Here is a 24,545-nt window from a genome sequence, read left to right as displayed (position 1 = left end):
CGAGCTCGCGAGCGGTGGGGGGCACGGGGGTCCTCTTTCAGTTCTCGCCGGCGGTGTGGGTGAGCAGGCCCTCGTTGATCTCGCGCAGCGCGATGGACAGCGGCTTCTCCTGCGGAGCGGTGTCGACCAGCGGGCCGACGTACTCCAGCAGGCCCTCCGACAGCTGGCTGTAGTAGGCGTTGATCTGGCGGGCGCGCTTGGCGGCGAAGATCACCAGGCCGTACTTGCTGCTGGTGCGCTCGAGCAGCTCGTCGATCGGCGGGTTGGTGATGCCCTCGGGGGCGGGTGCGACTCCGGACACGGGCGGGCGTGCTCCTCAGATCGGTTCGGCGGGCGGCGGTGCGGCGGCCCACAGCTCGGGCGCGCCGCCGTCCCAGGGGACCCGGGTCAGGGCGCAGTCAGCAATCGTACCAACTCGTCGGCGGCCCGGGACACGTCGTCGTTGACCACCACCACGTCGAACTCGCCGGCGGCGTCCAGCTCGGCCTGGGCGATGGCCAGCCGCCGCTCCTGCACGGCCGGGGGCTCCGAGCCGCGGCCGGCCAGCCGGCTCTGCAGCTCGGCCCACGACGGCGGGGCGAGGAAGACCAGCTGGGCGTCGGCGTCACGCGCCCGGACCTGCCGGGCACCCTGCAGCTCGATCTCCAGCAGGGCCGGGGCCCCGGCGGCGAGCCGCTCGCGGACGGGGGCCACCGGGGTGCCGTAGCGGTTGCCGGCGTACTCGGCCCACTCCAGCAGGCCGTCCTCGGCGATCAGTCGGTCGAACTCGGCGTCGGAGACGAAGTGGTAGTGCACCCCGTCGACCTCACCGGGCCGGGGCCGGCGGGTGGTGGCCGACACCGAGACCCACACGTCGGGGTACCGGTGCCGGACCTCCGCCACGACCGTGCCCTTGCCGACACCGGAGGGGCCGGAGAGCACGGTCAGCCGTGCTGGTGCGGGCTCGTGGGGAGCAGGTGCCACGCGTCGTCCTCGACCTCCGGGTGCCAGGTCCTGCGGGTCAGCCCTCGACGGGGACCTGCTCGGGGACGACCTCCTCGCCGCCGAACTCCGTCTCGAGGGCCCTGCGCTGGTTGGCACCCAGACCGCGCACCCGGCGGGTCGGGGAGATCTCGAGCCGCTCCATGATCTTCGCAGCCCGCGCCTTGCCGACTCCGGGCAGGGACTCCAGCACCGCGGAGACGCGCATCTTGCCGATCACCTCGTCGGTGTCACCCTGCTTGAGGACGTCACCGACCGTCGCGCCCTTGCTCTTGAGCCGCTCGCGCAACTCGGCGCGGGCCTTGCGGGCGGCCGCGGCCTTCTCCAACGCCGCAGCACGCTGTTCCGGGGAGAGGTCAGGGAGGGGCATGGTGCGACCCAATCTGTCGTCGCCGGCCTCGGGACCGGCCGGCGGGGGCTCGGGCTGTGTCGGCGTCAGGACTCACTGCTGAGCCTGGCGGCCAACCTAGCTCCCGCTGTATGCGCAGGTCACGCCCCACTGAACCCCCCGTCCCCGACATTCCGTGAGGTGTCGGTGACGCTGGGTCGGTCAACATGGTCACCGTATGTCATCTCTGCAGGTCAGCCCGGGTGGTGGCCGTCTCGGGCAGCGGACGATCACGGGCCGGTACGGCCGTTCCGACACGCCGACGCGGGACCGAAGTCCCTGGTCGGCGGCCGGACCGGCCGGTTCCGGACGTGCTCACGGTCCGCGCCGGCCCAGCACCCAGCCCCCCAGGCCGGCGAGCAGGAGCGCACCGGTGACCGCGAGCGCCAGCCCGGTGAGGTGCACCCGCGTCCAGACGACCGCGTCGTCGAACGCCAGCGTCAGCGTGCTGGTGTACGCCTGGGCGGCCGGCGGCTGGGAACGGCCCCCGGACACCACCTGCTCGACGCCGTCCGCCCCGGCGACGAGGACGCCGCCGACCGCCACGAGCAGCAGGCCGAGCGCGGCGAGCAGCGCCGGCCCCCGCCTCACCGGGCGAGCTCCGCGGCCCACCGCCCGGCGGCGGCACGCAGCGCCGCCGGGTCCGGGCCGGCGGCGAGCACGTCGCGGGAGACGGTCGGGACGACGGCGGTCCCGCGGTCGAACAACCGGCGCAGGTCGGCGACCGACCCGCCCTGGGCGCCGAGCCCGGGGGCGAGCACCGGGCCGCCGAGGCCGGTCAGGTCGACGTCGAGCGCGGCCAGCGTGGCGCCGACGACGACGCCGAAGGAGCCGGAGCGGTCGTCGGCGTTCCAGCCGCGGACGGTGTCGACGACGACCTGGGCGACCGAGCGCTCCCCCACGCGGGCGTGCTGCAGCGTGCCGGCGTCCGGGTTGGAGGTGCGGGCCAGCACGAACAGCCCGCCGCCGTGCGCCCGGGCGGTGTCGACGGCCGGCTGCAGCGCGCCGGGCCCCAGGTAGGGGCTCACGGTCAGGGCGTCGGCGGCCATCGGGTGCCCGGGGCGCAGCACGTCGGCGTAGGCGTCCATCGTCGAGCCGATGTCGCCGCGTTTGGCGTCCAGCAGCACCAGCGCTCCGGCGGCGCGGGCGCGGGCCACGCCGCCCTCCAGCACGGCCAGGCCCCGCGAGCCGTGCCGCTCGTAGAAGGCCAGCTGCGGCTTGAGGACGGCGACCGTACCGGCCAGGGCGTCGACGACGGCGTCCGTGAAGCGGGCCAACCCCCCGGGGTCGTCGGGCAGGCCCCAGTGCGCCAGCAGGGACGCGTGCGGGTCGATGCCCACGCACAGCGGCCCGCGGGCGGCGACGGCGTCGGTCAGCCGCCGCCCGAAGGGCACCGTCACGCGACCGCCCGGGACAGGCTCTCGCCGAGGGCGGCGGCGCAGTCGCGGGCCAGGTACGGGGAGGCGAAGGCCCCGGAGGCCGACTGCACGGCGTCCGCACCGGCCTCCCACAGCGCGGCGAACGACGCCGGGTCGGTGACCCCGCCCATCGCCAGGACGTCGAAGGTCCACCCGCCGGCCGCACGCAGCGCGACCAGCCGGCGGGTGAGGTCCAGCGCCGAGTCGCGTGCGGCGGCGCCGGACAGCCCGGCCAGCGCGCGGCCGGGGAAGGTGGGCTCGCCGTCGCTGCGCACCACCCGGCTCTGCAGCGTGTTGATCCCGGCCACGCCGTCCACGAGAGGGGCCAGGCGCGGCACCAGCGCGGCCAGGCGCGCCTCGTCGAGCCAGGAGAGCTTGGCGACCAGGCCGGTGCGGTCGTCCAGCGCGCGACGCGCGCCCTCGACGACGGCGACGGTCGCGTCGGCGTCCAGGCACAGCGGCGGCTCGACGCCCGTGGCAGAGCGGCTCAGCGTGTTGGGGCAGGACAGGTTCAGCTCCACGACGGTCGCGCCGGCCTCCTGGGCCAGGCGGGCGGCGTGCGCGAAGTCCTCGACCAGGGCCGGGCCGTCCCCCTCCCCCATGACGCTGACCAGCAGCAGCTGGTCGTCGTCCAGCACGGTGAGGGACCGCTCGAGGTCGGCCATCCACTCCTCCGGTGCCCGGGAGGGGACTCCGAAGGAGTTGACCGTGCTGACCTCCGGCGAGCCCGGCGGCACCCAGTCCCACGGGTCGGAGGTGACCGTGCCGGCCGCGCCCGGCGGGAGGCTCGCCGTCTCCCGGGGCGCGAACGTCCAGTTGGGCTGGGCGTTGGCCGGGTGCGCCCGGCTGCGCACGGTCTTGTAGGTGAGCACGCTGTAGCCGTTGGCGGCGTTGTGGGCGACCCACCGCTCGTCGCCGTTGAGCACGCAGGCGGGGATGCCGATCGGGAAGCCCACCTCGCGGCCGAGCACCCGCCAGCGCCGCCTCCCCGCGGCCGGGCGCGCGGGCAGCCGGGGGCCCAGCGGCCGGCCGAGGTTGTCCCGGTAGGAGCCGAGGACGTCGTAGGCCGGCGTGCTCGCCCCCGCGTCGGCGAGCAGCTGCGCGCAGCCGGCGAAGGTGGCCACCCGGGTGAGCAGCGGCAGGTCGTCGTCCCCCGCCTCGCCGGCGGCCAGCCGGGCGGCCAGCCCGCGGGCCGCGGTGGCCAGCGCGTCGAGCTCGGCCTGCGGGGGCCGGGCGAAGCGGGTCACCCCCGCGAGGAACGCCTCGGGCAGCCCGTCGACCAGCCTCCGGGCGACCAGCTCCTCCCGCACCCGCCCGACCACGCCCCCTCCTCCGCCAAAATCGCGATATTGGCGGTTCACCGGCGGGCCTGCGCCTGCGCCCGGGCCTCGGCCAGTGCGGCGTGCACCTCCTGCAGGCTGCGGACGCCGATGTCCCCGCGGCGCAGCGCCTCGATGCCCTGCACCGCGGCGGCCAGGCCGGGCACGGTGGTGATGCAGGGGATGTCGGTGGCCACGGCGGCGGTGCGGATCTCGTAGCCGTCCAGCCGCGGCCCGCTGTTGCCCGGGGAGCCGAACGGGGTGTTGACGACCATGTCGACGTCACCGGCGAGGATCCGCTCGACGCAGTTGCCCGGCCCGGCGCTGTACTTGCCGACCACCTCGCAGGCCACCCCGTTGCGGCGCAGCACCTGCGCGGTGCCCGCGGTGGCCAGCACCCGGAAGCCGAGGTCGGCCAGCCGCTTGACCGGGAAGATCGCCGAGCGCTTGTCCCGGTTGGCCAGCGAGACGAACACGGTGCCCTCGGTGGGCAGCGACCCGTAGGCGGCGGCCTGGGACTTGGCGAACGCCGGGCCGAAGTCGGCGTCCAGGCCCATCACCTCGCCGGTGGACTTCATCTCCGGGGACAGCACCGTGTCCACGCCGTGGCCCTCGACGGTGCGGAAGCGGTGGAAGGGCAGCACCGCCTCCTTGACCGCGATCGGCATGTCCGCGGGCAGGTCCGCGCCGTCGCCGCTGGGCGGCAGCACCCCGGCCTCCCGCAGCTCGGCGACCGTCTCGCCCACCGCGATCCGCGCCGCGGCCTTGGCCAGCTGCACCGCGGTCGCCTTGGACACGAACGGCACGGTGCGGCTGGCCCGCGGGTTGGCCTCGATGACGTAGAGGACGTCGTCCTTGAGCGCGTACTGCACGTTGACCAGCCCGCGCACGCCGATCCGCGCGGCCAGCAGCTCGGTGGCCGCCCGGATGCGGCCGACGTCGTCGGTGCCCAGCGTGATCGGCGGCAGGGCGCACGCGGAGTCACCGGAGTGGATGCCGGCCTCCTCGATGTGCTCCATGACGCCGCCGAGGAACAGCTCGGTGCCGTCGTAGAGCGCGTCGACGTCGATCTCGACGGCGTCCTCCAGGAACCGGTCGACCAGCACCGGGTGCGCCGGGCTCACGTCGGTGGCCTTGGCGATGTAGGCCTCCAGCGTGGCGTCGTCGTAGACGATCTCCATGCCGCGCCCGCCGAGCACGTAGGAGGGCCGCACCAGCACCGGGTAGCCGATCCCCGCGGCGATGGCCCGCGCCTCGGCGAAGGTCGTCGCCGTCCCGTGCGTGGGAGCCAGCAGGCCGGTGTCGGCCAGCACCCGGGAGAACGCGCCACGGTCCTCGGCGGCGTCGATGGCCTCCGGCAGGGTGCCCAACACCGGGACGCCGGCGTCCTTGAGCCGCTGCGCCAGCGCCAGCGGGGTCTGCCCGCCGAGGGTGCAGATGACCCCGGCGACCGGGCCGGCGGCGCGCTCGGCCTCCACCACCTCCAGGACGTCCTCGAGGGTGAGCGGCTCGAAGTACAGCCGGTCGGCGGTGTCGTAGTCGGTGGAGACGGTCTCGGGGTTGCAGTTGACCATCACCGCCTCGTAGCCGGCGTCCTGCAGCGCCTGGACGGCGTGCACGCAGGAGTAGTCGAACTCGATGCCCTGGCCGATCCGGTTGGGCCCCGACCCCAGGATCAGCACGGCCGGCCGCTCCCGGGGCGCCACCTCGTCCTCCTCGTCGTAGGAGGAGTAGTGGTACGGGGTGCGGGCGGCGAACTCCGCGGCGCAGGTGTCGACGGTCTTGTAGACCGGCCGGATGCCCAGGCGGCGGCGCAGCGTGCGGACGCCGTCCTCCCCGGCCAGCTCGGGGCGCAGCGCGGCGATCTGCCGGTCGCTCACCCCGTACCGCTTGGCCCGCCGCAGCAGGTCCGGCGTGAGCGCGGGGGCCGCCCGGACCTCGTCGCCGAGCTCGGAGACCAGGGCGATCTGGTCGACGAACCACGGGTCGAAGCCGCTGGCAGCCGCGACGTCCTCGACCGTCGCGCCGGCGGACAGCGCCTGCTCGGCGAGGACGAGGCGGCCGTCGACCGGCGTGCGCAGCGCCTCGAGCAGCTCCGCGGCCGGGCGGGGGTCGGGGACGCCGGTCCAGAAGCCGGCCACCCGTGTCTCGGTGGACCGCATCGCCTTGCCCAGCGCCTCGGGGAAGTTGCGGCCCATCGCCATGACCTCGCCGACGCTCTTCATCGTCGTGGTCAGCCGCGGGTCCGCGCCCGGGAACTTCTCGAAGGCGAACCGCGGGATCTTCACCACCACGTAGTCCAGCGTCGGCTCGAAGGCCGCGGGGGTGACGCCGGTGATGTCGTTGGTGATCTCGTCCAGGGTGTAGCCGATGGCCAGCTTCGCGGCGATCTTGGCGATCGGGAAGCCGGTGGCCTTGGACGCCAGCGCGCTGGACCGGGAGACCCGCGGGTTCATCTCGATCACGACCAGCCGGCCGGTGGTGGGCTCCACGGCGAACTGGATGTTGCAGCCGCCGGTGTCCACGCCGACCGCGCGCAGCACCGCAATGCCGACGTCGCGCATCCGCTGGTACTCGACGTCGGTGAGGGTCATCGCCGGGGCGACGGTGACCGAGTCGCCGGTGTGCACGCCCATGGCGTCGACGTTCTCGATGGAGCACACGACGACCACGTTGTCGCTGCGGTCGCGCATCAGCTCCAGCTCGAACTCCTTCCAGCCGAGCACCGACTCCTCGACCAGCACGGTGTGCACCGGGGAGTCGGCCAGACCGTGGGCGGCCATCCGGCGCAGCATCGGCTCGTCGGTGGCGATGCCCGAGCCCAGCCCGCCCATGGTGAAGCTGGGCCGGATGACGACGGGGTAGCCCACCTCGGCGGCGGTCTCCAGCGCGTCGGCGACGCTGGCGCACACCCGGGAGCGGGGGGCGTCGGCGCCGACGGAGCGGACGATGTCCTTGAACAGCTGCCGGTCCTCGCCGCGGTTGATCGCGTCGACGTCGGCGCCGATGAGCCGCACGCCGTAGCGCTCCAGCGTGCCGTTCTCGTACAGGCCGATGGCGATGTTCAGCGCGGTCTGCCCGCCGAGGGTGGCCAGCAGCGCGTCGGGGCGCTCCCGGGCGATGACCTTCTCGACGAACTCCGCGGTCAGCGGCTCGACGTAGGTGGCGTCGGCGACCTCGGGGTCGGTCATGATCGTCGCCGGGTTGCTGTTGACCAGGCTGACCCGCAGCCCCTCGGCCTTGAGCACCCGGCAGGCCTGGGTGCCGGAGTAGTCGAACTCGGCGGCCTGGCCGATGAGGATCGGCCCGGAGCCGATCACCATCACGTGCGCGATGTCGTCCCGCCGGGGCACCTCAGGCCTCCTTCTCTGCCGTGCTGTGCCCCACGACCGGAGGCGGGCTGACGGCGTCGCCGGAGCGGGCGGACGCCATGAGGTCGACGAACCGGCCGAACAGCGGGGCGGCGTCGTGCGGGCCGGCCGCGGACTCCGGGTGGAACTGCACGCTGAACGCCGGGGCGTCCAGCAGCCGCAGCCCCTCGACGACGTCGTCGTTGAGGCCCACGTGGCTGACCTCGACCGGCCCGTACGGCGTGTCGGTCGGCCGGTCCAGCGGGGCGTCGACGGCGAAGCCGTGGTTGTGGCTGGTCACCCGCACGGTGCCGCTGACCCGGTCGAGGACGGGCTGGTTGAGCCCGCGGTGGCCGAAGCGCAGCTTGTAGGTGCCCAGCCCCAGGGCCCGGCCGAGGATCTGGTTGCCGAAGCAGATGCCGAACAGCGGGCGGCGGGCGTCCAGCACGCCGCGCACCGCCGCCACCGCGTAGTCGGCGGCCGCCGGGTCGCCGGGGCCGTTGGAGACGAAGACGCCGTCCGGGCCGGCGGCGAGCAGGTCCTCCGCGGTGGCCGTGGCGGGCAGCACGTGGGTCTCCACCCCGAGGGCGGCCAGGTGCCGCGGGGTGGCGGTCTTGATGCCGAGGTCCAGCGCGGCGACGGTGAACCGCCGCTCCCCCACCGCCGGGACGACGTAGGGCTCGGTCGTGGTCACTGCGGGCGCGAGGTCGGCCCCGGTCATGCCCTCGGCGGACTGCACCCGGGCCAGCAGCTCCTCGCCCGTGAGCTCGGTGGAGATCCCGGCCCGCATCGCCCCGCGGTCGCGCAGGTGGCGGGTCAGCGCCCGGGTGTCGATCCCGCTGATGCCGACGACGCCCTGCGCGGCCAGCTCGCCGTCCAGGCTGCCGGTGGCCCGCCAGTTCGCCGGGCGCCGGGCCGGGTCGCGGACGACGAAGCCGGCCACCCAGATGCGGCGGCTCTCGTCGTCCTCGCCGTTGACCCCGGTGTTGCCGATGTGCGGCGCGGTCATCACCACGATCTGGGCGGCGTAGCTGGGGTCGGTCAGCGTCTCCTGGTAACCGGTCATCCCGGTGGCGAACACCGCCTCGCCCAGCGTCGTCCCCATCGCGCCGTACGCCTCGCCGCGGAACGTGCGCCCGTCCTCCAGGACGAGGATCGCCCCGCTCACCGCTGGGCCTTGCCGTCGAGCACCGTGGGGACACCTCTCAGGAACGTGTGGACGACGCGGCCGGGCAGCTCCCGGCCGGCGTAGGGACTGTTGCGGCTGCGGCTGGCCAGCGCGGCCGGGTCGACGACGGCGCGCGTGCCCGGGTCCAGCAGCAGCAGGGTGGCCGGCTCGCCCACGGCCAGCGGCCGGCCGTGCGTCTCCAGCCGGCCGATCGCGGCCGGGCGCGCCGACATCCGGTCGGCGACGCCGCGCCAGTCGAGCAGCCCGGTCTGCACCATCGTCTCGACCACCACCGACAGGGCCTGCTCCAGCCCGAGCATCCCCGGGCGGGCGCTGGCCCACTCGCTCTCCTTGTCCTCCACCGCGTGCGGCGCGTGGTCGGTGGCGACGGCGTCGATGACGCCCTCGGCGAGCCCCTGGCGCAGGGCCGCGACATCGGCGTCCGTCCGGAGCGGCGGGTTGACCTTGAACACCGGGTCGTAGCCCTCGGCCCACTCGTCGGTGAGCAGCAGGTGGTGCGGGGTCACCTCGGCGGTGACCTGGACGCCACGCGACTTCGCCCAGCGCAGGATCTCCACCGAGCCCGCGGTGGAGACGTGGCAGACGTGCAGCCGCGCGCCGACGTGCCCGGCCAGCAGCACGTCACGGGCGATGATCGCCTCCTCGGCGGCGGCCGGCCAGCCGGTGAGGCCCAGCCGCGCGGAGCGGTCGCCCTCGTGCATCTGCGCGCCCACGGTGAGCCGCGGCTCCTCGGCGTGCTGGGCGACGACGCCGTCCAGCGCCTTGACGTACTCCAGCGCGCGGCGCATCAGCGCCGGGTCGGCGACGCACTGCCCGTCGTCGGAGAAGACCCGCACCCGGGCGGCGGAGTCGGCCATCGCGCCGAGCTCGGCCAGCCGCTGCCCCGCGAGCCCCACGGTCACCGCGCCCACCGGGACGACGTCGACCAGGCCGGCCTCCTGGCCCAGCCGCCACACCTGCTCGACGACGCCGGCGGTGTCGGCGACCGGGTCGGTGTTGGCCATGGCGTGCACCGCGGTGTACCCGCCGAGCGCGGCCGCGCGGCTGCCGGTCTCCACGGTCTCGGCGTCCTCCCGGCCGGGCTCGCGCAGGTGGGTGTGCAGGTCGACCAGGCCGGGCAGCGCGACGAGCCCGGCGGCCTCGACCACGTCGGCGCCGGGCGCCGACAGGGACCCCGCGATCGCGGTGATCCGGCCGTCCTCGACCAGGACGTCGGCGGCGGCCTCCCCGTACGGGCGGGCGCCCCTGATCAGCACCGTCACGCGGGTGCACCTCCCAGCAGCAGGTAGAGCACGGCCATGCGCACGGAGACCCCGTTGCCGACCTGCTCGACGATCGTGGAGCGGACGGAGTCGGCCACCTCGGCGGCGATCTCCATCCCGCGGTTCATCGGGCCCGGGTGCATGACGATCGCGTCGTCGCCGAGGGCCGCCACGCGCCGGGCGTCCAGGCCGTAGCGGCGGCTGTACTCCCGGGCGCTGGGGAAGTACGAGGCGGCCATCCGCTCGGCCTGCACCCGCAGCACCATCACCACGTCGGCCTTGGGCAGGACGGCGTCCAGGTCGTAGGAGACCTCCGCCGGCCAGCTGCCCACCCCCACGGGCAGCAGCGTGGGCGGGGCGACCAGGGTGACCTCGGCGCCCAGGGTGTGCAGCAGCCGCACGTTGGAGCGGGCCACCCGGCTGTGCAGCACGTCGCCGACGACCGCGACCCGCACGCCCTCCAGCCGGCCCAGCCGGTGCCGGATCGTGTAGGCGTCCAGCAGCGCCTGGGTGGGGTGCTCGTGGGTGCCGTCGCCGGCGTTGACCACGCTACCCCGCACCCAGTGCGCCAGCCGGTGCGGGGCGCCGGAGGCGGAGTGCCGGACGACGATGGCGTCGGAGCCCATCGCCTCCAGCGTCAGGGCGGTGTCCTTGAGGCTCTCGCCCTTGGACACGCTGCTGCCCTTGGCGGAGAAGTTGATGACGTCGGCGCTCAACCGCTTGGCGGCCAGCTCGAAGGAGATCCGGGTGCGGGTGGAGTCCTCGTAGAAGAGGTTGACCACGGTCCGGCCGCGCAGCGTGGGCAGCTTCTTGACCTCGCGGCCGGCCAGCGCGGCGTCGATCTGCGCGGCGGTGTCCAGCACCAGCGTCGCGTCGGCGCGGTCCAGGTCGGCCGCCTCCAGCAGGTGGCGCCTCACCGGTCGCCCCCGGTCACCAGGACGGCGTCCTCGCCGTCGGTCTCGGTCAGGTGCACCCGCACCTGCTGGCTGTGCGACGTCGGCAGGTTCTTGCCCACGTAGTCCGCGCGGATCGGCAGCTCCCGGTGCCCGCGGTCGACCAGCACCGCCAGCTGCACCGCCCGCGGGCGGCCCAGGTCGCGCAGCGCGTCCAGCGCGGCCCGGACCGAGCGGCCGGAGTACAGGACGTCGTCCACCAGCACGACCAGCCGGCCGTCGATGCCGCCCTCGGGCAGCACGGTGGCCTCCAGCGCGCGGACGCCGCGGGTGCGCAGGTCGTCGCGGTAGAGGGTGATGTCGACGGTGCCCACGTCGACGGGGGTGCCGGAGAAGGCCTCGATGCGGGCGGCCAGCCGGCGGGCCAGCGGGGCGCCGCGGGTGGGGATGCCGACGAGGACGACGTCGGCACCCGCGCACTTCTCGATGACCTGGTGGGCCATCCGGTCGACCACGCGGGCGACGTCGGCGGCGGAGAGCACCGCGGGCGGCGTGGCGGGCGGCGACGCGGGGTCGCCGTGGGCAGGGGCGGGCGAGCGGGCCATGCGGCCTCCTTCCCCGCCTCACGGGACGGGTCGTTAAAGGAGTGGTCGGACCGGGACCGGGGCCGACCGTACTGCACCCGCCCGTGTGACCCGCGCCGCGCCGGTGAGGGGACACGCCCGGGGGGGCCGGGTGACCCGGAGGGGTGTCCCCGTGTCGCCGCACCGGCGCGACCAGTACGCTCCGTGACGACAGCACCTCCACGACGACGGACAGTGAGCAGGAAGCGATGAGCACCGACTACTCACGGGCCCTCGGTGCCCGGCTCCGCGCCATCCGCAACCAGCAGGGGCTCTCCCTCCAGGGAGTCGAGGACAAGTCCCACGGCCGCTGGAAGGCAGTGGTCGTGGGTTCCTACGAGCGCGGCGACCGCGCGGTGACCGTGCAGCGGCTCTCCGAGCTCGCCGTCTTCTACGGGGTACCGGTCTCCGAGCTGCTGCCCGACCCGCGGCCGAGCTCCGCGGTCACCTCGACGACGAAGATCGTGCTCAACCTGGAGTCGCTGGGCTCGCTGCCCGCCGACGAGGCCGGCCCGCTGGCCCGCTACGCCTCCACGATCCAGGCCCAGCGGCACGACTACAACGGCAAGGTGCTCTCCATCCGGGCCGAGGACCTCAAGTCGCTGGCGATCATCTACGACATGAGCCCCGACGAGCTGACCAGCCGGCTCATCGAGTGGGGGGTGCTCTCCCCCGGCATGGAGAGCGTCGTCGGCTTCGGCGGCAGCGAGGACGACGACGAGGAGATCAACCCCAACTGGGAGCGCCGCCGCGCCCCGCGGTGAAGCAATGACATCGTCGGCCTACCCGGCCGTCCGCGGCCAGGAGCCGTCCCCGACCTGCACGGAGCCCATCCGGCCGCTCGTCGGGGACCCTCCGGGCCCCGCTCCTCACGGCCCCCTGCGATCAAGTCTCGGCCGGTGGGCCGACCCATCGCACAGCTCAGCCGGTCGGGACCTCGGCGTCCAGGACCGCGCCCAGCACACCGTTGACGTAGGCCGGTGAGTCGTCGGTGGACAGGGTGCGGGCCAGCTCCACGGCCTCGTCGATGACCACCGGGTCGGGCACGTCGTCGACCCACAGCAGCTCGAACACCGCCATCCGCAGGATGGCGCGGTCGACGTCGGGCAGCCGCTGCAACGACCAGCCGCGGGCGTGCCGGTCGATGAGCTCGTCGATGCGGTCGGCGTGCCCGGCGACGCCCTCGACCAGCCGGACGGCGTGCTCGGGGATGGGCGGGGACGCCTGCGCCACCCGCTCGGCGAGCAGCTCGAGCGCGTCGCTGCCGCGGACGTCGGCCTCGTAGAGGACGTCGACGGCGCGCTTGCGTGCCTTGGACCGTGCGGCCACCTGCGGCTACCGCGTCCCTAGTTGACGCGGCCGAGGTACCGGCCGTCGCGGGTGTCGACCTTGAGCCGGTCGCCGGTGTTGACGAACAGCGGGACCTGGATCTGCGCGCCGGTCTCCAGCGTGGCCGGCTTGGTGCCGCCGGTGGAGCGGTCGCCCTGCAGGCCCGGGTCGGTGTGCTCCACGACGAGCTCCAGCGTCACCGGGAGCTCCACGTACAGCGGGACGCCCTCGTGCACGGCGACGGTGGCCTCGGTGTTCTCCAGCAGGTAGTCCGCGCCGGAGCCGACGGTCTCGGCCGGCACCGGGATCTGGTCGAAGGTGTCGCCGTCCATGAAGACGAAGTCGGTGCCGTCCTTGTACAGGTAGGTCATGTTCCGCTTGTCGACGGTGGCGGTGTCGACCTTGGTGCCGGCGTTGAAGGTCTTGTCCACGACCTTGCCCGAGAGCACGTTCTTCAGCGTGGTGCGGACGAACGCGCCGCCCTTGCCGGGCTTGACGTGCTGGAACTCGGTGACGGTCCACAGCTGGCCGTCGAGGTTGAGGACCAGGCCGTTCTTGAGGTCGTTGGTGGTAGCCATCTAGAGGACCAGCAGTTCCTTGCTCGTGAGGGTCAACAACTCGGGCTCGTCGTCCGTGACGATCAGCGTGTCCTCGATGCGGACACCGCCGTGGCCGGGCAGGTAGACGCCCGGCTCCACGGTGACGGCCATGCCGGCGCTGAGCCTACCCGCGCCCTGCTGGCCGATGCCCGGCGCCTCGTGGATCTGCAGTCCCACACCGTGGCCCAAGCCGTGGGTGAAGTGCCCGGCGTGGCCGGCCTGCGCGATGACGTCGCGGGCCGCCGCGTCGACGGCGACCACGTCGGCGCCGACCGCCAGCGCGGCCCGGCCCGCGGCCTGCGCCGCGGCGACCAGCTCGTAGACCTCCCGCTGCCAGTCCGAGACCGCCCCGAGGACGACGGTGCGGGTCATGTCGGAGTGGTAGCCGTCGACGGTCGCGCCGAAGTCCAGCTTGAGCAGGTCACCGCCGCGCAGCTCGGTGGCGTCGGGCCGGTGGTGCGGGATGGCGGAGTTGGCGCCGGTGGCCACGATCGTCTCGAAGGACGGGGCCTGCGCACCCATGGTCAGCATCCGGGCGTCCAGCTCGCGGCCGACCTGCAGCTCGGTGCGCCCGGGCCGCAGCGCCCCCTCGGCGGCCAGCTCGGCGAGCGCGGCGTCGGCGACTGCGCAAGCCCGGCGCAGGGCGTCGACCTCGTCGTCGTCCTTCACCGCGCGCAGCGCCTCGACGGCGCACCGCACGCTGGTCAGCTCCGGCACCGTGCCGCCGGCGGCGGCGTCGGTGAGCACCGACTGCAGCGCGTGCAGCCCGTCGACGGTGAGGGAGTGGCTCTCGTAGCCGATCCGCCCCGCGCCGCCGCGCACGGCCGCCCGGGCCAGGGCGGGGACGGTGCCGCGGTCGACCAGCAGCTCGACGTCGGGCACCTGCGTGCCGGCCTGGGTGGTGTAGCGGCCGTCGGTGCCGAACAGGTCGGCGCCGTCCACCCGGAGCAGCAGCGCGCCGTTGGAGCCGGTGAAACCGGTCAGGTAGCGCACGTTGAGCAGCTCGGTCACCAGGACGGCGTCCATCCCCCGCTCCGCCGCCGTCGCCCGCAGCCGCTCCCGCCGGTCGGCGTACCTCACTCCGCCTCCTCTTCGGCTCCGCGGTCGCTCCGCTCCTCGCTCGCAGACCTCGCTGCGATGCTCACTCCCTGTCGCCTCACGACGCCCCCTCGTCGGCTCCGCGGTCGGCCAGCCACCGCAGCGCCAGCACGTAGCCCTGCACGCCGAGCCCGGCGATCACCCCGTCGGCGACCGCGGAGACGTAGGAGTGGTGCCGGAACGCCTCGCGCCGGTGGATGTTGCTGATGTGCACCTCGACCAGCGGGGCGGTCAGCATCGCCAGCGCGTCGCGCAGCACCACCGAGGTGTGCGACCAGCCGGCCGGGTTGAGCACCACGGGGTCGCCGGCGTCGGCCGCGGCGTGCACCCAGTGCAGCAGCTCGCCCTCGTCGTCGGTCTGCCGGACCTGCACCTGCAGGCCCAGCTCGCCCGCGGCGGCGGTGACCAGGTCGACCAGCTCCGCGTACGTCGTCGTCCCGTACCTCTCCGGCTCCCGCGTGCCCAGCCGGCCGAGGTTGGCGCCGTTGAGCACCTGGACGGTCACATCTGCACCTGGGTGGTCATGCCGCCTCCGAGACCGCGGCCCACGCCGCGTCGAGCCAGGCCGGATCGGGGTCGGTGAGGATGGTCGGGTTGCCGATGCCGTCGAGGACGACGAACCGCAGCGCCCCGGACGAGGCCTTCTTCTTGTCCCGCCGCATGACCGCCTGGATGCGGTCCCAGTCGCCGGCGTAGCGGGTGGGCAGGCCCATGGTGGCGATCAGCCGGGAGTGGCGCTCGACCTCCCCACGGCTGAGCAGCCCGGCCCGGCCGGCGAGGTGGGCGGCGAACACCAGCCCGACGGCGACCGCCTCGCCGTGCCGCCAGCCGAAGTCCTCGACCCGCTCGACGGCGTGGCCCAGGGTGTGCCCGTAGTTGAGGAACTCGCGCACGCCGGTGTCGTGCAGGTCCGCCCCCACCGCGGCGGCCTTGACCTGCACCGCCCGCTCGATGAGCTCGTCGGTGTCCCGGCGGCCGGTGGGGTCGAGCTCGAGCAGGTCCAGGACGGCGCCGTCGGCGATGAAGCCGCACTTGACGACCTCGGCCAGCCCGGACCGGTACTCCGCCTCCGGCAGGCCGGCGAGGACGTCGGTGTCGGCGATCACGGCCACCGGCGGGTGGAAGGCACCGACCAGGTTCTTGCCCGCGCCGGTGTTGATGCCGGTCTTGCCGCCCACCGCGGCGTCCACCATGCCCAGCAGGCTGGTCGGCACCTGCACCACCCGCACCCCGCGGTTCCAGGTCGCCGCGACGAAGCCGGCGAGGTCGGTCACCGCGCCGCCGCCGACCCCGACGACCACGTCGGAGCGGGTCAGCCCGAGCCGGCCCAGCTCCTCCCACAGGCCCGCGGCGACCTCGGCGGTCTTGGCCGCCTCCCCGTCGGGGACGACCAGGGCCTCGGCGGCGACCCCGGCGGTCTGCAGCGTCTCCACCACCGCGCCGGCCTGCCCGGCCAGCGGCGCGGCGTGCACGACGACGGCACGGGCCGCGCCGGCGAGGACGGTGGTGGTCAGGGCCCCCAGCTCGTGCCGGGCGCCGGGCCCGATGACGACGTCGTAGGGACGCGGACCCGGGACGGTCACCCGCCTCACGGCGCGGCCTGCACGGGCAGGGCGGCGGCGACCTCGTCGACGACCTCGCCGGGCGCGCGGCCGCCGGTGGGCACGGTCAGCGTGGCGACCTCGGCGTACAGCGGGGCGCGGGCGGCCAGCAGCACCCGCAGGGTGGCCCGCGGGTTCAGGCCGAGCACCGGGCGGCTGCGGCCCAGCCCGACCCGCTCGGCGGCCGAGGCGAGGTCCACGTCGAGCCAGACCACGGTGCCCCCGGCGCGGGTGTAGCCGGCCAGTCGCTCCCGGGTCGCGGCGCTGAGCACCGCCCCGCCGCCCAGGGCGAGCACGCCGTCGTGCTCGGTGAGGGCCGCCGCCACGGCCCGTTCCTCCAGCGCGCGGAAGTGCGGCTCGCCGAGGTCGACGAACAGGTCGGCCACCCGCTGCCCGGTGGTGGCCTCGACGTCGGCGTCGGTGTCGCGGAGGAGCAGCCCGAGCCGGGCGGCCAGCGCGGTGCCGACGGTGGTCTTGCCCGACGACGGCGGCCCGACCAGGACCACCACCGGGCGGCGGGTCGCGCTCACCGGACCCCGAGCGCGTCGAGGTAGCCGCGGGCGTTGCGGCGGGTCTCGGCGACGGAGTCCCCGCCGAACTTCTCCAGCGCGGCGTCGGCCAGCACCAGCGCGACCATGGCCTCCATGACCACGCTGCCGCGCGGCACCGCGCAGGCGTCGCTGCGCTGGTTGATCGCCACGGCCGCCTCCCCGGTGGCCACGTCGACGGTGGCCAGCGCCCGGGGCACGGTGGAGATCGGCTTCATGGCGGCGCGCACCCGCAGCACCTCGCCGTTGGTCATCCCGCCCTCGATGCCGCCGGCGCGGTCGGTGACCCGGCGCAGCCGGCCGTCGGCAGTGACGATCTCGTCGTGGGCGACCGAGCCGCGGCGCCGGGCGGTGGCCAGCCCGTCACCGACCTCCACGGCCTTGACCGACTGCACGCCCATGAGCGCGCCGGCCAGCCGGGAGTCCAGCCGGCGGTCCCAGTGCACGTGGCTGCCCAGGCCCGGCGGCAGGCCGTGCACGACCACCTCGACCACGCCGCCGAGGGTGTCGCCGTTCTTCCGGGCGTCGTCGACCTCGGCGACCATGGCCTCACTGGTCGCCGGGTCGGCGCAGCGCACCGGGTCCTCGTCGATCCGCGGGTTGTCCTGCGGGCCGGGCACCACGCCGTCGGGGACGGCGACCGGGCCGATGCCGACCACGTGGCTGACCACGTCGACGTCCAGCGCCTGGCGGAGGAAGGCCCGGGCGACCGCGCCGAGGGCCACCCGGGCGGCGGTCTCCCGGGCGCTGGCCCGCTCCAACACCGGGCGGGCGTCGTCAAAGCCGTACTTCTGCATGCCGGCGAGGTCGGCGTGCCCGGGCCGCGGGCGGGTCAGCGGGGCGTTGCGCGCCTGACCGGCCAGCACCTCGGCGTCGACCGGGTCGGCGGACATGACCGTCTGCCACTTCGGCCACTCGGTGTTGCCCACCTGCACCGCGATCGGCCCGCCCATCGTGACGCCGTGCCGGATCCCGCCGGTGAGGGAGACGGCGTCCTGCTCGAAGGACATCCGGGCGCCGCGGCCGTGGCCGAGGCGGCGGCGGGAGAGGTCGACGTCGAGGTCGGAGGTCTGCACCCGGACGCCGGCGGGCAGGCCCTCGAGGATGGCGGTGAGCTGCTGGCCGTGCGACTCACCGGCGGTCAGCCAGCGCAACATGCCGCCAGTGTGCCAGTTGGAGGACCCCCGTCCTCCCCGCCCCTCGCAGGCTCGGGGCGGGCCCCGGGAAGGGGGCCGTTCCCGCACCTCACCAGGCTCGGGGTGGCCCTGGGGAGCAGGCCGTTCGGGGCGTCCCCGGGGGCACGGTCAGGGGAGCGGGCCGGCCAGGGCCAGGGCCAGGGCGGCGCCCACCAGCAGCGGTGGCCCGAACGGCAGCGCGGTGCGCCAGCCGGCCCGCCCGGCGGCGATCAGCGTCAGCGAGGCGACCGCGCCGGTCAGCAGGCCGAGGAACACCCCGGCCAGCAGCGCGCCCCAGCCGACCCAGCCCAGCACCAGGCCGAGCAGGCCGAGCAGCTTCACGTCGCCGAACCCGAGCCCCTGCGGGGACAGCAGCGCGGTGAGCGCGGCCGCGGCGAACGCGGCGGTGCCGGCCAGGACGGCGCGCAGCAGAGCCGGCCAGGTGCCGAGCGCGGCCGCGTCCACGAGCAGGGCCGCGGTCACCGCCGCGCACGCCGGGACGGTCACCCGGTCGGGCAGCCGGTGCACGGCGAGGTCGACCGCGCCCAGCACCACACCGGCGACCCCGGCCCAGGCCAGCGCGACGGTGCCCGGACGCAGGCCGCCGACCAGCAGTGCCCCGGCGAGGGCGGCCGCGACGAGGACGGTGGTGAGCACCGTGCGCCGTGGGCCGGCTCCGGCGACGTCGTCGCGTCGGGCCAGCCGCACGGACACCCGCGCCAGCCAGGGGCCGAGGACGAGCGCGCCGGCGAGGGCGAGGGCGGCGACCGCGCCGGCCGGGAGGTCCGCCGGGGGCACGCCGGTCAGCGGACGCCGGCGGCGGCGTCCAGCGCGCCGCGCATGGCCGCGAGCGGTGCCGCGTGCCCGGTCATCAGCTCCACCTGGGCGGTGGCCTGCCAGAACAGCACCTCCAGGCCGCCCACGACGGTGCCGCCGGCCGCCGTGACGGCGGTCGCCAGCGGCGTCGGCCACGGGTCGTACAGCACGTCGAGCACCGTCTGGCCCGCCGTCCACGCCAGCCGGGCCACGGCCTCCTGGCCGCCGACCGGGACGGTGCTCACCACGACCTCGGCATCGACGACCGCCCTGTCGACGGCGGTGCTGGCCAGCGACACCACCGACGCCGGGACGCCGAGGGTGGCGAGCACCCGCAGCAGGTCCCCGGCGCGGGCCGGCTCGCGGACGACGACGTCGACGCTCCGCGCGCCCAGCGAGGCGAGCGCCACGGCCGCGGCCGCCGCCGTCCCCCCGGCACCGATGATCGCGCCTCGGTCCACACCGGTGACCCCGGCCTCCTGCAGGGCGGTGCCGACGCCGAGGACGTCGGTGTTGTCCGCCCGCCAGCCGGCGTCGGTGCGCACCAGCGTGTTGGCCGCGTGCAGCAGCCGCGGCAGCGGTGCCACCTCGTCGGCGACGTCCACCGCGGCCTGCTTGCACGGCATGGTCACCGAGAAGCCGCGCCACTCCGCACCGAGCCCGGCGAGCAGCACCGGCAGGTCCGGGGCCCCCACGTCCAGGGCGTCGTAGGTCCAGTCGGTGAGGCCCAGCGCGGTGTAGGCGGCCCGGTGCAGCAGCGGGGACAGCGAGTGCCCGACCGGCCGGCCGAGGACGGCGGCCCTCACCGCCCACCCCTGCGGCCGGTCCTCACCCGCCGGGCTGCTCGCGCAGCCACTGCTGGAACAGCAGCACGTTCTGCTGGTGCTCCTCCGCGGTGCGCGCGAAGCGGGTCTCGCCGGTGTCGGGGTCGACGACGACGAAGAACCGCCAGTCCCCCTCGGCCGGGTCGAGCACCGCCGCGATGGCCTGCTCGCCGGGGTTGGCGATCGGGCCGGGCGGCAGCCCGGGATAGAGGTAGGTGTTGTACGGCGAGGGGTTGGCGCGGTCCTCGGGTGTCGTGGTGATGCCGGACTTGCCGGTGGCGTAGTTGACCGTGGTGTCCAGCTGCAACGCCATGCCGTCGGCGAGCCGGTTCTCCAGCACGCGGGCCACCCGGGCCATGTCCTCGGCCGAGGCGGCCTCGGCCTGCACGATGCTGGCCTTGGTGAGCACGGTTCGGCGGTCGGCCTCGGGCACCTGCAGCCCGTCGAGGGCCTGGTCGGCGCGGGCCACCATGGCGCCGAGCACGTCGGCGGGGGTGTCGCCGGGCTCGACCTCGTAGGTCGCCGGGAACAGCAGGCCCTCGAGCTGCCCGCCGGCGTAGGCCGGCAGGCCGAGCGCGGCGGGGTCGGCCGCCGCGGCCTGCAGGTCGGCCAGGGGCGTGCCGGTCTCGTCGGCGACCAGCTGCAGGGTGGCCGCCACGGTGAGCCCCTCGCGCACGGTGACCCGGGTGACCTGGCGGGCGGCGGGGTCCAGCAGCAGGTCCAGGGCGGCCTCGCCGCTCATCTGCGAGCGCAGCGCGTAGACCCCGGGCTGGATGCCGGTGGCGGCGGGCTGGGTCTCGGCGGCCTCGACGAAGGGGCCGGCGGAGGCGATGACGTCCTCGGCGACGAGCGTGCGGGCGATGTCGCTGAGCGTGTCGCCGGAGTCGACGCGCACCTCGACGGCACCGCTGCCCTGGCCGGTGTAGTCCGGGCTGGCCGGGTTGACCAGGCCGAGGAGCGCCCGGCCGCCGAGGACGATGCCGCCGATGACGCCGGCGAGGACGAGCAGGGTGAGCAGGACGGCGAGTGGGCGGCGCCGGCGCCGCGGTCGGACGGAGCCGCCGGGGGGGTCGCCGGGGCCACCGCCCAGGTCGTCGTGGAGGTGGTCGTGGTGCCGGTCGCGTCCGCGGTCGGCGCCACCGGAGGCGCCGAGCACCTCCAGCCCGCCGGTGGCGTCCTCGTCGTCCCAGCCGTGCGGGTCGCCGTGGTGCGGGTCGCCGTGGTGTGGGTCGTTGTCGTGCGGGTCGCCGCCGGCGTGGGGACGCCCGCCGTGCGGGTCGGTGCCGACCGGGCCGGGGACGGCGGGGACCTCGGGGACACCCACCGTGGCGTCGTCGTCGTGCGGGTCCTGGTGCTCGTCGGTCCGGCGGGACAGCTTCGACCAGGGCCCGGAGGGGCGCGGCGGCAGGTCCGGCAGCGGTTCCGAGGGGTGCGGCGGTCGCTGCCGCGCGGGGTCCCCGGCCTGGGCGACGGGGCCGGGCAGCGGCCCGGTCACGCCGGGGTCGGGCCGCCGGCGGCGCGGCGTGGGCGCCGGCGCCCAGGCGTCCTCACCGGGCGGGCGACTGGGCATCGAGGCCAGCCAGGCGGCGCTGGGCACGCCACCGGGGGCCTCCGGCGCGGTGTGCCGACCCCGCCGGCCGGGCGGGGTCGGGTTGCTCACGCCGCCTCCTCGCCGACGTCCACGGCTCGTGGCACCGGCACGCCCCCGCGCCGGCCGGCGGGGCCCGTCACGGGCGCTCCCGCTGGGCGTCCAGATAGGCCTGGAGCACGACCACCGCCGCGGCCTGGTCGATCACCCCACGCTGCTGTCGGCTGTCCAGGCCGTTGGCCCGGAGGGAGCTGGCTGCGCTCACGGTGGAGAGCCTCTCGTCGACGAGGTGGACGGGGACCGGGTCGATGCGCCCGGCGAGCGCCCGAGAGTAGGCACGGGCCTCCTTGGCCGAGGCGCCCGACGCACCCGAGAGGTGCCTCGGCTCCCCCACGATCACCTCTGTCACCTCGTGTTCGGCCACGAGGGCGGCGATGCGGTCCAGGTCGGACTCGTCCCGGGCCCGCTGCACCGTCTCCAGCGGGCTGGCGAGGGTGCCGGTGGGGTCGGACAGCGCCACGCCGACGCGCACGCTGCCGACGTCGACCCCCAGTCGGCGGCCCTGCCGCCGGGGCCGGGGCGGGATCGGCAGGCCACCGGCCAGCCCGCCGGACAGGTCGATCTGGGCGGTCTCGTGCCGCACCGGGGGCAGGGCGCCGCGCAGGTCGATCTGCTCGGTGCGGTGGTGCACCGGTTCCCGCTGCGGCTGCGGACGGCTCTCTGGTTGGGCCCGGCGGTGGGGCCGCGCGGGCGGGACGGCCGGGCGCCCCTGCATGGGGCGCTCGCCCGCCGGTCCGGTCTGGTCGGGGTGCTGGTCGGGCACTCCGCTCACCTCCCTGCGGCGGTCGCGACCGCCTGTTCGCCGGCCGCCAGGGCCGCTGGGATGCCCGCGGGGTCGGTGCCGCCCCCCTGGGCCACGTCTGGCCTGCCGCCGCCGCGTCCACCGACCGGCGGCGCGGCCGCCCGCAGCACGTCGCTGGCGGACAGCCCGCGCTCCTGGGCGACCGGGTTGAGGGCCGCCACGAGGGCCACCTTGCCCCCCGACTCGGACGCGAGCAAGACCACGGCCGGCCGGTCGCCGGGCAACCGCCCCCGGACGTCGAGGGCCAGGGTGCGCAGGTCCCCGCCACCCAGGCCACCCGGCGCGCCGGTGACCAGGGCGACCCCGCCGACGTCGCGGGCCCCGGCGGCGAGCTCCCCGGCCGCGGCCACGGCCTGCTGGGCGCGCAGCTCGGCGAGCTCCTTGTCGACGTCGCGCAGCCGGGCGAGCATGCCGCTGACCCGCTCGAGGACGTCGTCGGTGGGGGTGCGGAGCAGCTCGCCGAGCTGGCGGACCAGGTCGCGCTCGCGGGCCAGGTACCGGAAGCCCTCCAGGCCGACGACGGCCTCCACCCGGCGCGAGCCGGAGCCGACCGAGGACTCCCCGGTCAGCGCCAGCGTGCCGATCTGGGCGCTGCCGGCCACGTGCGTGCCGCCGCACAGCTCCCGGGACCAGGGCCCGCCGATCTCCACGACGCGGACCTGCTCGCCGTAGGTCTCGCCGAACAGCGCCAGCGCGCCGATCGCCTGGGCCTCGGGCAGCGTCATGTAGCTGGCCCGCACGCGGTGGTCGGCGCGGACGGCGGCGTTGGCGACGTCCTCGATGTCGTGCCGCTGCTGGGGGGTGAGCGCGCCCTGCCAGGCGAAGTCCAGCCGCAGGTAGCCGGGCCGGTTGTAGGAGCCGGACTGGAGCGCCTGCGGCCCGAGCACCTGGCGCAGCGCGGCGTGCACCACGTGGGTGCCCGAGTGCGCCTGGCAGGCCGACAGCCGCCACTCCCGGTCGACCTCGGCGACCAGCGGCACCCCCTCGGCCAGCTCCCCCTCCAGCACCCGCACCTGGTGGGCGACCAGGCCCCGGACCGGGCGCTGCACGTCGAGCACCTCGGCCCGCCCGCCGTCCCAGACCAGGTGCCCGGCGTCGGCGACCTGCCCGCCGGACTCGGCGTAGAACGGCGTGCGGTCCAGCACCACCCGGGTGACCTGGCCGGGACCGGCCGGCGCGCCGGGGCCGTCGTCCTCGGCGGTCAGCTCCGAGACCAGGCCGAGGACGCGGGAGTCGGTGCGCAGCGTGTCGTAGGCCCGCCAGTCGGTGGGGCCGTGGTCGGCCAGCAGCCGGCGGTAGGCCAGGACGTCGACCGACCCGGTGCGCTTGGCGCGCGCGTCGGCGCGGGCCCGGTCGCGCTGCTGCTGCATGAGCGCGCGGAAGCCGGCCTCGTCGACGCCCACCCCCTGCTCGGCGGCCATCTCCAGGGTCACGTCGATCGGGAAGCCGTAGGTGTCGTGCAGCGCGAACGCCTGCTCGCCGGACAGCGCCGGCGTCCCGGCGGCCCTGGCCGCCCGCACCGCGGTGTCGAACAGCGCCGTCCCGGAGGTCAGCGTGCGGCGGAAGGCCTCCTCTTCGGCGTAGGCCACGGCGGAGATGCGCGCGAAGTCCGTCTCCAGCTCCGGGTAGCTGGCCTTCATCGCGTCCCTGGACACCGGCAGCAGCTCCGGCAGGCTGGCCTGCTCGACGCCGAGCAGCCGCATCGAGCGGACGGCGCGGCGCAACAGCCGGCGCAGGATGTAGCCGCGGCCCTCGTTGCCGGGCGTGACGCCGTCGCCGATGAGCATCAGCCCGCTGCGCACGTGGTCGGCGACCACCCGCAGCCGGACGTCGGAGTCGTGGTCGGCGCCGTACCGGACACCGGCGAGCTCGGCGGCGCGGCGCAGCACCGGCGCCACCTCGTCGATCTCGTACATGTTGTCGACGCCCTGCAGCAGGAAGGCCACCCGCTCCAGGCCCAGGCCGGTGTCGATGTTCTTCTTCGGCAGCTCACCGAGGATCGGGAAGTCCTTGCCCTCCCCCGCTCCCCGCTCGTACTGCATGAAGACCAGGTTCCAGATCTCCAGGTAGCGGTCGCCGGTCGGATCGGCCTCCGGACCACCTCCGGGGCCGTAGTCCGGCCCGCGGTCGTAGTGGATCTCCGAGCAGGGCCCGGCCGGGCCGGGGGCGCCGGTGGACCAGTAGTTGTCCTCCATGCCGCGCCGCTGGATGCGCTCCGCCGGGACGTAGGCCCGCCAGGCGTCGAAGGCCTCGTCGTCGTCGAGGTAGACGGTGGGCCAGATCCGTTCGGGATCCAGGCCCAGCCCGCCGTCCTGCACCCGCTTGGTGACCAACTCCCAGGCGAACTGGATCGCCTCGGCCTTGAAGTAGTCGCCGAAGGAGAAGTTGCCGTTCATCTGGAAGAACGTGCCGTGGCGGGTGGTCTTGCCCACCTCCTCGATGTCGAGGGTGCGCACGCACTTCTGCACGCTGGCCGCCCGCGGGTAGGGCGCGGGCTCCCGGCCGGTCAGGTAGGGGATGAACGGCACCATGCCGGCCACGGTGAACAGCAGGGACGGGTCCGGGGAGACCAGCGAGGCACTCGGGACGACGGTGTGCCCGCGGGCGGCGAAGTGCTCCAGGAAGCGGCGGCGGATCTCGGCGGTCTGCATGTCCTACTCGCGGTCGGGGAGGCTCGGGTCG

24 protein-coding genes are annotated in these 24,545 nt (G+C 75.5%); 1 reads left to right on the top strand and 23 read right to left on the bottom strand.

What is annotated here, in order from left to right:
• Positions 1 to 37 precede the first annotated feature (37 nt).
• The 11 genes from rpoZ to pyrR form a co-directional block, all read right to left on the bottom strand.
• Positions 38 to 301, bottom strand: coding sequence for a DNA-directed RNA polymerase subunit omega (gene rpoZ / locus RTG05_RS09490; protein WP_012949163.1), 264 nt, complete (start codon positions 299 to 301; stop codon positions 38 to 40).
• 86 nt (positions 302 to 387) lie between these two features.
• Entirely contained in the window at positions 388 to 963 is a 576-nt protein-coding gene (gene gmk, locus RTG05_RS09485) for a guanylate kinase (protein ID WP_166528428.1), read from the bottom strand.
• Between the two features lie 37 nt (positions 964 to 1,000).
• Positions 1,001 to 1,351 carry an integration host factor, actinobacterial type gene (gene mihF / locus RTG05_RS09480; RefSeq protein ID WP_166528427.1) on the bottom strand — a complete coding sequence of 117 codons (351 nt, stop codon included), beginning with the start codon at positions 1,349 to 1,351 and terminating at the stop codon, positions 1,001 to 1,003.
• A 333-nt stretch (positions 1,352 to 1,684) separates the two neighbouring features.
• On the bottom strand, positions 1,685 to 1,960 hold the full coding sequence (locus RTG05_RS09475) for a hypothetical protein (protein WP_166528426.1): 276 nt from the start codon (positions 1,958 to 1,960) through the stop codon (positions 1,685 to 1,687).
• Positions 1,957 to 2,769, bottom strand: coding sequence for an orotidine-5'-phosphate decarboxylase (gene pyrF / locus RTG05_RS09470; RefSeq protein ID WP_166528425.1), 813 nt, complete (start codon positions 2,767 to 2,769; stop codon positions 1,957 to 1,959). The genes RTG05_RS09475 and pyrF overlap by 4 nt, the downstream gene beginning before the upstream one ends.
• On the bottom strand, positions 2,766 to 4,109 hold the full coding sequence (locus tag RTG05_RS09465; protein ID WP_315912493.1) for a beta/alpha barrel domain-containing protein: 1,344 nt from the start codon (positions 4,107 to 4,109) through the stop codon (positions 2,766 to 2,768). Before RTG05_RS09465 ends, pyrF begins: the two co-directional genes overlap by 4 nt.
• A 35-nt stretch (positions 4,110 to 4,144) precedes the next feature.
• Positions 4,145 to 7,459, bottom strand: coding sequence for a carbamoyl-phosphate synthase large subunit (gene carB, locus RTG05_RS09460; RefSeq protein ID WP_166528424.1), 3,315 nt, complete (start codon positions 7,457 to 7,459; stop codon positions 4,145 to 4,147).
• 1 nt (position 7,460) lies between these two features.
• Positions 7,461 to 8,624, bottom strand: coding sequence for a glutamine-hydrolyzing carbamoyl-phosphate synthase small subunit (gene carA / locus RTG05_RS09455; protein WP_166528423.1), 1,164 nt, complete (start codon positions 8,622 to 8,624; stop codon positions 7,461 to 7,463).
• Entirely contained in the window at positions 8,621 to 9,907 is a 1,287-nt protein-coding gene (locus tag RTG05_RS09450) for a dihydroorotase (RefSeq protein ID WP_166528422.1), read from the bottom strand. The genes carA and RTG05_RS09450 overlap by 4 nt, the downstream gene beginning before the upstream one ends.
• Positions 9,904 to 10,824: an aspartate carbamoyltransferase catalytic subunit gene (locus RTG05_RS09445; RefSeq protein ID WP_166528421.1), complete on the bottom strand. Its 921-nt coding sequence runs from the start codon at positions 10,822 to 10,824 to the stop codon at positions 9,904 to 9,906. The genes RTG05_RS09450 and RTG05_RS09445 overlap by 4 nt, the downstream gene beginning before the upstream one ends.
• A complete protein-coding gene (pyrR, locus tag RTG05_RS09440) occupies positions 10,821 to 11,405 on the bottom strand; it encodes a bifunctional pyr operon transcriptional regulator/uracil phosphoribosyltransferase PyrR (protein ID WP_166528420.1) in 585 nt (194 codons plus the stop codon). Before pyrR ends, RTG05_RS09445 begins: the two co-directional genes overlap by 4 nt.
• 227 nt (positions 11,406 to 11,632) lie before the next feature.
• Between pyrR and RTG05_RS09435 the strand changes: the two genes are divergently transcribed.
• Positions 11,633 to 12,187 carry a transcriptional regulator BldD gene (locus RTG05_RS09435; RefSeq protein WP_166528419.1) on the top strand — a complete coding sequence of 185 codons (555 nt, stop codon included), beginning with the start codon at positions 11,633 to 11,635 and terminating at the stop codon, positions 12,185 to 12,187.
• A 157-nt stretch (positions 12,188 to 12,344) separates the two neighbouring features.
• Here RTG05_RS09435 and nusB read toward each other — a convergent pair whose 3' ends face one another.
• The 12 genes from nusB to alaS form a co-directional block, all read right to left on the bottom strand.
• Complete coding sequence (gene nusB / locus RTG05_RS09430) at positions 12,345 to 12,752, bottom strand: transcription antitermination factor NusB (RefSeq protein ID WP_166528418.1); 408 nt, start codon at positions 12,750 to 12,752, stop codon at positions 12,345 to 12,347.
• Between the two features lie 17 nt (positions 12,753 to 12,769).
• Positions 12,770 to 13,330: an elongation factor P gene (gene efp, locus RTG05_RS09425; RefSeq protein WP_166528417.1), complete on the bottom strand. Its 561-nt coding sequence runs from the start codon at positions 13,328 to 13,330 to the stop codon at positions 12,770 to 12,772.
• Positions 13,331 to 14,431 carry a M24 family metallopeptidase gene (locus RTG05_RS09420; RefSeq protein ID WP_166528416.1) on the bottom strand — a complete coding sequence of 367 codons (1,101 nt, stop codon included), beginning with the start codon at positions 14,429 to 14,431 and terminating at the stop codon, positions 13,331 to 13,333.
• 76 nt (positions 14,432 to 14,507) lie between these two features.
• Positions 14,508 to 14,954 carry a type II 3-dehydroquinate dehydratase gene (gene aroQ, locus RTG05_RS09415; protein ID WP_166528415.1) on the bottom strand — a complete coding sequence of 149 codons (447 nt, stop codon included), beginning with the start codon at positions 14,952 to 14,954 and terminating at the stop codon, positions 14,508 to 14,510.
• A 16-nt stretch (positions 14,955 to 14,970) separates the two neighbouring features.
• The gene (aroB, locus tag RTG05_RS09410; protein WP_315912491.1) at positions 14,971 to 16,032 is read right to left on the bottom strand and encodes a 3-dehydroquinate synthase; all 1,062 of its coding nucleotides are present in this window, start codon (positions 16,030 to 16,032) and stop codon (positions 14,971 to 14,973) included.
• 5 nt (positions 16,033 to 16,037) lie between these two features.
• Positions 16,038 to 16,580, bottom strand: a complete 543-nt coding sequence (locus RTG05_RS09405; protein WP_315912489.1) for a shikimate kinase — start codon at positions 16,578 to 16,580, stop codon at positions 16,038 to 16,040.
• Entirely contained in the window at positions 16,577 to 17,755 is a 1,179-nt protein-coding gene (gene aroC, locus RTG05_RS09400; protein ID WP_166528413.1) for a chorismate synthase, read from the bottom strand. Before aroC ends, RTG05_RS09405 begins: the two co-directional genes overlap by 4 nt.
• Positions 17,756 to 17,902: 147 nt before the next feature.
• Positions 17,903 to 18,571: a prepilin peptidase gene (locus tag RTG05_RS09395; protein ID WP_166528412.1), complete on the bottom strand. Its 669-nt coding sequence runs from the start codon at positions 18,569 to 18,571 to the stop codon at positions 17,903 to 17,905.
• Positions 18,572 to 18,576: 5 nt separating this feature from the next.
• Positions 18,577 to 19,395, bottom strand: coding sequence for a shikimate dehydrogenase (locus RTG05_RS09390; RefSeq protein ID WP_315912488.1), 819 nt, complete (start codon positions 19,393 to 19,395; stop codon positions 18,577 to 18,579).
• Between the two features lie 22 nt (positions 19,396 to 19,417).
• A complete protein-coding gene (gene mltG / locus RTG05_RS09385) occupies positions 19,418 to 21,073 on the bottom strand; it encodes an endolytic transglycosylase MltG (protein WP_315912487.1) in 1,656 nt (551 codons plus the stop codon).
• 67 nt (positions 21,074 to 21,140) lie between these two features.
• Positions 21,141 to 21,692, bottom strand: a complete 552-nt coding sequence (gene ruvX, locus RTG05_RS09380; RefSeq protein WP_315912485.1) for a Holliday junction resolvase RuvX — start codon at positions 21,690 to 21,692, stop codon at positions 21,141 to 21,143.
• Positions 21,693 to 21,829: 137 nt separating this feature from the next.
• Entirely contained in the window at positions 21,830 to 24,514 is a 2,685-nt protein-coding gene (gene alaS / locus RTG05_RS09375; protein ID WP_315912484.1) for an alanine--tRNA ligase, read from the bottom strand.
• Positions 24,515 to 24,545 lie beyond the last annotated feature (31 nt).

Source organism: Geodermatophilus sp. DSM 44513, assembly GCF_032460525.1.
In the GTDB taxonomy this organism is placed as follows: Bacteria; Actinomycetota; Actinomycetes; order Mycobacteriales; family Geodermatophilaceae; genus Geodermatophilus.
This window is presented reverse-complemented; position numbering and strand designations above follow the sequence as displayed.

Bases quoted from the DNA above. Each gene is read 5' to 3' on its own strand.
- mihF (WP_166528427.1), bottom strand. From the start codon at position 1,351: ATGCCCCTCCCTGACCTCTCCCCGGAACAGCGTGCTGCGGCGTTGGAG.
- pyrR (WP_166528420.1), bottom strand. From the start codon at position 11,405: ATGGCCCGCTCGCCCGCCCCTGCCCACGGCGACCCCGCGTCGCCGCCC.
- RTG05_RS09435 (WP_166528419.1), top strand. From the start codon at position 11,633: ATGAGCACCGACTACTCACGGGCCCTCGGTGCCCGGCTCCGCGCCATC.
- efp (WP_166528417.1), bottom strand. From the start codon at position 13,330: ATGGCTACCACCAACGACCTCAAGAACGGCCTGGTCCTCAACCTCGAC.
- aroC (WP_166528413.1), bottom strand. From the start codon at position 17,755: ATGTTGCGCTGGCTGACCGCCGGTGAGTCGCACGGCCAGCAGCTCACC.
- alaS (WP_315912484.1), bottom strand. From the start codon at position 24,514: ATGCAGACCGCCGAGATCCGCCGCCGCTTCCTGGAGCACTTCGCCGCC.